The organism is Paracoccus yibinensis (assembly GCF_030846195.1).
Classification (GTDB): domain Bacteria; phylum Pseudomonadota; class Alphaproteobacteria; order Rhodobacterales; family Rhodobacteraceae; genus Paracoccus; species Paracoccus yibinensis.
Genome location: NZ_JAVCWH010000013.1, coordinates 56,099 through 62,868, shown reverse-complemented (window position 1 = coordinate 62,868; position 6,770 = coordinate 56,099). Strand labels below are relative to the sequence as shown.

The 6,770-nt window shown below is 65.8% G+C and carries 6 protein-coding genes; 1 reads left to right on the top strand and 5 read right to left on the bottom strand.

The window, feature by feature from the left end:
- Positions 1 to 309: 309 nt before the first annotated feature.
- Both RAH32_RS17865 and RAH32_RS17860 read right to left on the bottom strand, forming a co-directional pair.
- On the bottom strand, positions 310 to 807 hold the full coding sequence (locus RAH32_RS17865; protein ID WP_306609771.1) for an isoprenylcysteine carboxyl methyltransferase family protein: 498 nt from the start codon (positions 805 to 807) through the stop codon (positions 310 to 312).
- Entirely contained in the window at positions 808 to 1,866 is a 1,059-nt protein-coding gene (locus RAH32_RS17860) for a type III polyketide synthase (RefSeq protein ID WP_306609769.1), read from the bottom strand.
- A 522-nt stretch (positions 1,867 to 2,388) separates the two neighbouring features.
- Between RAH32_RS17860 and RAH32_RS17855 the strand changes: the two genes are divergently transcribed.
- A complete protein-coding gene (locus RAH32_RS17855) occupies positions 2,389 to 2,802 on the top strand; it encodes a hypothetical protein (RefSeq protein ID WP_306609767.1) in 414 nt (137 codons plus the stop codon).
- Here the strand turns inward: RAH32_RS17855 and RAH32_RS17850 are convergent.
- The 3 genes from RAH32_RS17850 to RAH32_RS17840 all read right to left on the bottom strand — a co-directional run bounded on the left by RAH32_RS17850 (position 2,777) and on the right by RAH32_RS17840 (position 6,749).
- The gene (locus RAH32_RS17850; RefSeq protein ID WP_306609765.1) at positions 2,777 to 3,853 is read right to left on the bottom strand and encodes an ABC transporter substrate-binding protein; all 1,077 of its coding nucleotides are present in this window, start codon (positions 3,851 to 3,853) and stop codon (positions 2,777 to 2,779) included. The two genes, RAH32_RS17855 and RAH32_RS17850, sit on opposite strands and share 26 nt — an antisense overlap.
- A gap of 198 nt (positions 3,854 to 4,051) precedes the next feature.
- The gene (locus RAH32_RS17845) at positions 4,052 to 5,380 is read right to left on the bottom strand and encodes an MFS transporter (protein ID WP_306609763.1); all 1,329 of its coding nucleotides are present in this window, start codon (positions 5,378 to 5,380) and stop codon (positions 4,052 to 4,054) included.
- A gap of 130 nt (positions 5,381 to 5,510) precedes the next feature.
- A complete protein-coding gene (locus RAH32_RS17840; RefSeq protein ID WP_306609761.1) occupies positions 5,511 to 6,749 on the bottom strand; it encodes an aminopeptidase P family protein in 1,239 nt (412 codons plus the stop codon).
- Positions 6,750 to 6,770 lie beyond the last annotated feature (21 nt).

Genomic DNA, 6,770 nt, shown 5'->3' with positions numbered 1-6,770 from the left:
GGGCCATGCGAAGATCGGCAAGATCGATCCGGTTGACCTGTGGCCGGGTGATCTGGTGGCTGCCGATCCCGTCGATCGCCTGCCCCACGCCCCGGCCCATGCCGGCCAGCTTCTGCGCGCTCCAGCTCAGCGGGTTGCCAATCGTTCTGTCGGTCATGGCTGCATCCTCCCCGTGCAGGGGGTCGGCCAGACCGAGGTGTCCGCCGGAGGCCCGGCCTCTGCCCCGTTCCAGGGCCGATCCGTCCCGGGAAGCCTAGCACATTTCGGCGATTCTCGCACGCGATGATTGCACCACGCGACATGCAGGCGTCACGGGCGCAAGCCGAGGGCGCGGGCTTCCTCACGGATCCTGACGCGCAGGACCAGGGCATTTAGGATCGTGAAGACCGCGGCCACCGGCCACAGGCCCAGCACCATCGGGGCCACGGCGATCTCGGCGATCACGACCAGGTAGTTGGGATGGGAGACCCAGCGATAGGGACCGCGCGCGACCAGCGGCTCGTCCAGAACGATGATCCGCGTGGTCCAGCGCGACCCGAGGCTGAGAAGCACCCAGACCCGCAGGACCTGCAACACCGCAAAGGCGGCAAGCCAGCCCAAATGGACAGGGTTCGGCCAGCCAAGGGCCGCGATCGCCAGCAGCCAGGCCGCGTGCATCGCGACGATCAGCGGATAATGCGCGGCCCCGTGTTCGACCGCGCCCCGCGCCAGCAGGCGGCGGGTGTTGCGGCGGGCGATGACCAGTTCCGCCCCCCGCTGCAGCAGCAGAAAGGCGATGAAGGCAAGGGCGGGCAGGTGCAGGTCCATCTAGTCCACCGTGATCGGCAGAACCGAAAGCGTGAAGCCCGGTCCCAGCGCCATCGCCATCAGCTTCGGCGGCGGCGTTTCCCGCAGCACTTCGGCCAGCACGAACAGCACGGTCGGGGCGGACATGTTGCCGTTCTGGGCCAGCACCCGCCGTTCGACATCCAGCGCCCCCGGCGCCAGATCCAGTGTCGCCTCAAGCGCGGTGATGACCTTGGCGCCGCCCGGATGGCAGACATAGCGGTCCACGGACCGGCCGGGCGCCAGGTTGTCCAGGGCGGCGCGCAGCTCGGCCTCGGCGAAGTCGGGGATCGAGCGGTCGAAGATCACGCCAAGGCCGGTTTCCTCGACCGTCCAGCCCATGATGCCCAGCGTATCGGGCCACATGTGCTGCAGGCCCCGGCCGATCCGGGGCCGCGCGTCGTCCGCATCCATGCCTGCGCGCAGCACGACCGCCGCCGCGCCGTCGCCGAACAGCGCCGTGGCGATGATGTCGGCCTTGGCCAGCCGGTCCAGGCGGAACAGCAGGGTGCAGGTCTCGACCGCGACCAGCAGCACCACCGCGCCGGGCCGGGCTGCCGCCAGGTCGGCGGCGACCGACAGGCCCGACACGCCCCCCGCGCAGCCCAGGCCGAAGACGGGCACGCGCATGACGTCGGCGCGAAAGCCCATGTCGCGGGCGACAAGCGCCTCGAGCGTGGGGGTGACGATCCCGGTCGAGCAGACGGTGACGATGATGTCCACCTGATCGGCACGCAGCCCCGCCTGGTCCAGGGCCGCGCCTGCTGCCCGCCGGAACAGGTCGGCCGCGCCTGCCGCGAAGGCCGCCGTCCGGTCCACCCAGCCATGCGGCTGGCGGAACCAGTCCAGCGGCACCACCGAATAGCGCCGTTCGATGCCCGCGTTGCGGAAGGCCGGAGCCAGGCGGTCGAACTGGGCAAAGCGCGACTGCAGCAGCGCGCGGGACTCGCGCAGGATGTCGTCCTGATCCATGGGATGGGGCGGCACCGCCGTGGCGATGGACAGAAGCCGGGGCCGGATGTCGGTCTGGTCTGCGGTCATGGGTGGCGGTTCCCGCGTGTTCGGATGGCGCTGAAAGGCCAAGGATGGCCTGCGGTCAAGGTCCAGTATGGGCCTTGCCAAGGCTTTCATGAAGCACCGGTCCAGTCCATGCTGCTGTTCGGGTATTTGCTCCGCCATTTCGCCCTTGGGCCGCCGAAGTATGATGTCCCCCCCCCCCCCCGCACTTGCTGCCGGTCGGATTGACCACCCTTGACGGAGTTCGGCCGCAAGCGCCTGCCCAGCAGCAGGCGGGGCAGGTATTGCACCACTGCTTCTTGAGGAAGCCGGTCGCGATCCGCACCGGGACCCCGCCCCGATCCGAAGGCCGGCAACAGGACAGCCGCCCGACGCCTTTTCCCATGACGGTGGACCGCACGACGATGGCATGGATCGGCCGAGGGCGCAGCGCCCGGCGAAAGATGGTGGCCTTGGCAAGCCGACGCGCCTTCCGGCCTGCCCGGAACCCTGTCCAGGGGCGCCCAGCCGGTGCGCAGCCCGTCCAGTCCCACCAGGGAGCGGGCAGTGGCGATGAAATCGTCCCAGGGCGTCGGCCAAGCCATCGAACAACGTTCGATGCCCCTGCCTGCCGCAAGGAACATTGGGAACCAGAAGCCGTCGCCAGGGTCCGCCAGGCCCTATGCGGCACGGAGGCGGCGCAATCAGCGCGTTGCGAAGCAGCGCAAGGACATTCGCGGCGACGATTTCGGATGCGGCCGCCGCAACCGCCGCAACGGTGGTTCCGCCAGGATCAGATCACGGGCGTTTCTGCCGGAATGTGATCGGCGCGCAGCGCGGCTCAACAGAATGCAGGAGGTGATCCAGACCGCGGCCGTGATCCGCCCGACGGCGGCCTGCACGACAACGGAATTCTGGACCATACAGCTCCACATCCGACCGGAAGGCCGCGTTCTCAGCCTGCCGACAGCCAGGCGTTGAAGCGTTCGGTCAACTCGGCCTCGTGATCGACCCAGAAGTCATAGGACGACCCCAGCGCGTTCTTCATGTTGTCAGGGTTGGTGGGCATGTTCGGAGCCATCTCGGTCTTGCCGTCCTGGTAAAGACCGACCAGGGGTGCGGACGACTTGCGGGCCGGCCCATAGCTGATCCACTTCGCCTGATCCGCCAGCCTTTGCGTGTCGGTGGCGAAGGCGATGTATTTCAGGGCCGCGTCCTTGTGCGGGGCGCCCTTCGGAATGGCGAACAGGTTGTATTCGTAAACCTGCCCGTCCCAGACGATGTCGAAGGGGCGGCCCTCGGACACGGCGGCATTGAAGATCCGGCCATTATAGGCGGTGGACATCACCACCTCTCCGTCGGCCAGAAGCTGCGGCGCCTGCGCCCCGGTTTCCCACCAGACGACGTCGTTCTTGATCGTATCCAGCTTGGCGAAGGCGCGATCGACGCCTTCGGGGGTGGACAGCAGGTCATAGACCTGATCGGCAGGAACGCCGTCCCCCATCAGCGCCATCTCCAGCAGCGCCTTGGGCGCCTTCTTCAGGCCGCGCTTGCCGGGAAACGCCGTCGTGTCGAAGAAATCGGCAATGGTCGAGGGCGGGTTGTCCGGGAAGCGGGTGCGGTCATAGGCATAGACGGTCGAGAAGACGATCGAGCCCACGGCGCAGTCGCTGAGACCCTGAGGAAGAAAGTCCTCGGTCGCGGGCGTGCCGTCCGGCGCGGGGGGCAGCATGGCGGGGTCGATCTCCTCCAGCAGGCCTTCGTCGCACAGGCGGATCGCGTCGGGATATTCGATGTCCACCACATCGGTGGTGACATTGCCGGCCTCGACCTGGGCCTTGATGGGGATGGCGGGATTGTCGCTGTCCACGGAATTGACGACGATCCCGGTCTGGGCCGTGAAGGGCTTTTGATAGGCTTCGACCTGGCTTTGACTGTAGGTGCCGCCCCAGGACATGACGGTGATCTGTTCCGCCATCCCTGCCGTTGCAACCAAGGCCAGTGCGGTGCCGAGGATAAGAGATGTCTTCATGATGCGTCCCATGATGGTTGTGCAAGTTCATCACCTTGGCCGGGTCGGCAGGGATGGCAGTCTTTCTTCGTCATCGGAGCGTCCAGATGACCCTTTTGTCAAAGGAGCTTTCCTCACGCCGCGATGAGATACGCTCACGTTCCGAGCGGGATGTCCTTCGACGGCGGGGTGTGATGCCGCCGCATCCGCAAGGCGGCTTCAGTCCTCCAAGGGCCGTCCGGCCGTTTCGCGGCAGGACAGCATGGCCAACAGGGCGACGACGGCCGCGGCCACCAGGAACCAGGCCGGGGCGGCCTTGCTGCCCGTGGCCGCGATCAGCCAGGTGGCAATGAAGGGCGCGGTGCCGCCAAACAGCGCGTTGGCGGTGTTGAAGCTGAAGGCGAAACCGGAATAGCGCACGCGCGTCGGAAAGATCTCGGTCAGGAAGCAGGGCAGCGTGCCGTCGTTCACCGTCAGCAGGGCGCCGAAGACAACCTGGATCAGGACGATCATGCCGAAAGTTGCCCCATTCAGCATCCCGAACAGCGGCACCGTCAGCAGGATGAACAGCACCGAGGCACTGATCAGCGCAGTTCTTCGCCCGAACCTGTCCGACAACGCGCCCATCAGGAAGATCAGGAAGATATAGACGGTCAGCGCAATGCTGTTGGCCAGGAACGACGCGCTTTCGTCCATGCCCATCTCGGTGATCAGATAGGTGGGCATGTAGCTGAGGATCAGGTAGAAGCCGACCGCGTTGAGGCAGGTGACCGCAAAGGCACGCACCATCGGCTTGCGATAGGTGGTGAACAACTCGCGCGTGGGCGTGGCCGGGACATGATGCTGCGCTTCCATTTCGCGGAACTTGGGCGTGTCCTCAAGCTTCAGCCGGATGTAGAGGCCGACAAGGCCCATCGGGAACGCCAGCAGCAACGGCAGGCGCCAGCCCCAGTCCTGCAACTGCCCGGTGTCCAGCACCGAGAACAGCAGGGCCGATATCAGCGACCCCGCCAAAAGCCCCGCTGCGGTGCTGGCTGGAACCATGCTGGTATAGAAGCCGCGCTTTTCGGGCGGGGCGTATTCGGCCAGGAACGATGCCGCCCCCGCATATTCGCCGGACGCGGAAAACCCCTGCACCATGCGCAGGACCAGCAGCAGGATCGGCGCGGCGATGCCGATCTGTGCGTAACCGGGAAGAAGCGCGATCAGGGTCGTCGCGCCGGACATGATCAGGATCGACCAGGACAATGCCGTCTTGCGGCCGACGCGGTCGCCGATGCTGCCCCAGACGATGCCGCCGATCGGGCGGATGACGAACGAGATGGCGAAGACCGCGAAAGTCGCCATCAGCGCGGCCGACGGTGCGATGTCGGGGAAAAAGACAACGGCGATCACCGTCGCGAAATAGCCGTAGGACGCATAGTCGAACCATTCGACGAAATTGCCGATGAAGCTTGCGGTCAGAACCTTGCGCAGGACGGCCGGCGTGGCCTTGGCATCTGCACTGGTATCCGGGCCCGCCGCGGCGGGGATGGTCATGGCGGTCATGGTTCTCCTCCCATGTGGACCGATGATGGCATGTGTCATCGTTGCCGGCCCGACCCTCCCGGTCTGCCGGACGGCTTTCGCATCTTTCCGAAAGCGAACCGGCGGGGCCTGCGCCCCGCCGGTCGTCATCTCAGGCGGCCTTGGCCTTGCCCGCCTTCCTGACGATCAGGTGCTCGGGACCATAGGGGAAGCCGGTGATGTTGCGGTTGCCGCCTTCCTCGATCACCAGGATGTCGTGTTCGCGATATCCCCCGGCGCCCGGCTGGCCTTCGGGGATGGTGATCATCGGCTCCATGCTGACGACCATGCCGGGTTCCAGAACGGTGTCGCAATCCTCGCGCAGTTCCAGCCCCGCCTCGCGACCGTAATAGTGCGACAAGACGCCGAAGCTGTGGCCATAGCCGAAGCTGCGGTATTGCAGCAGGTTCTGGGCGGCATACATCTCGTTCAGTTCGGCCGCGATGTCGGAACAGCGGGCACCCGGCACCAGAAGTTCCTTGCCGCGGTCGTGAACCTGGCAGTTGAAGTCCCACAGGCGGATATGCTCGTCGCTCGCTTCTTCGGCGAACAGCGTGCGTTCCAGCGCGACGTAATAGCCGGCAACCATCGGGAAGCAGTTCAGCGACAGGATGTCGCCGCGTTCGATCCGGCGCGACGTGACCGGGTTGTGGGCGCCGTCCGTGTTGATGCCCGACTGGAACCAGGTCCAGGTGTCCAGCAATTCGCCCTCGGGCCAGGACTTCGCGATCTCTCGCACCATGGTCGCTGTGGAATGCAGCGCCACCTCGTGCTCGGGGACGCCCACGGCTGTGGCTTCGACGCAGGCCGCGCCGCCGATATCGGCGATGCGCGCCATTTCGGTGATATGGGCGATCTCCTCGGCCGACTTGATCATGCGCAGGCGCATGGCGGGGGCAGCGATGTCCACGAACTCGACGCCGGGGAATTCCGCCTTGAGAAGGTTCAGCAGGTCGATGTTGACGTGGTCGAACTCGATCCCGATCCGCTTGGCGCCCCCGATGATCTGGCGAATGGCATGGAAATAGTTGTCCTTCTGCCAGTCGGTATAGGTCAGGTTCCGGCCGCCGAAGGTGCGCCGCCATGGCTGGCCCCCGTCGATGCCCGCGCTGATCGACGTGGCATGATCATGATCGACAAAGAAGCCATAGCGCCGCCCGAACTGGCAGAACATGAAGTCGGCATAGTAGTTGATGTTGTGATAGGACGTGAACAATGCCGCGTCGATGGCCTTGTCGGCCATGTACTTGCGGATCGCATCCAGCCGCCGCTGCATCTCGGCGTCCGAAAAGGTGCCCTTTGCCTTGTCCCCGTTGCCGACAAAGTCCTGCAGTCTTTCGCGTTCACTCATGGCATTCCTCCTCGCATGATA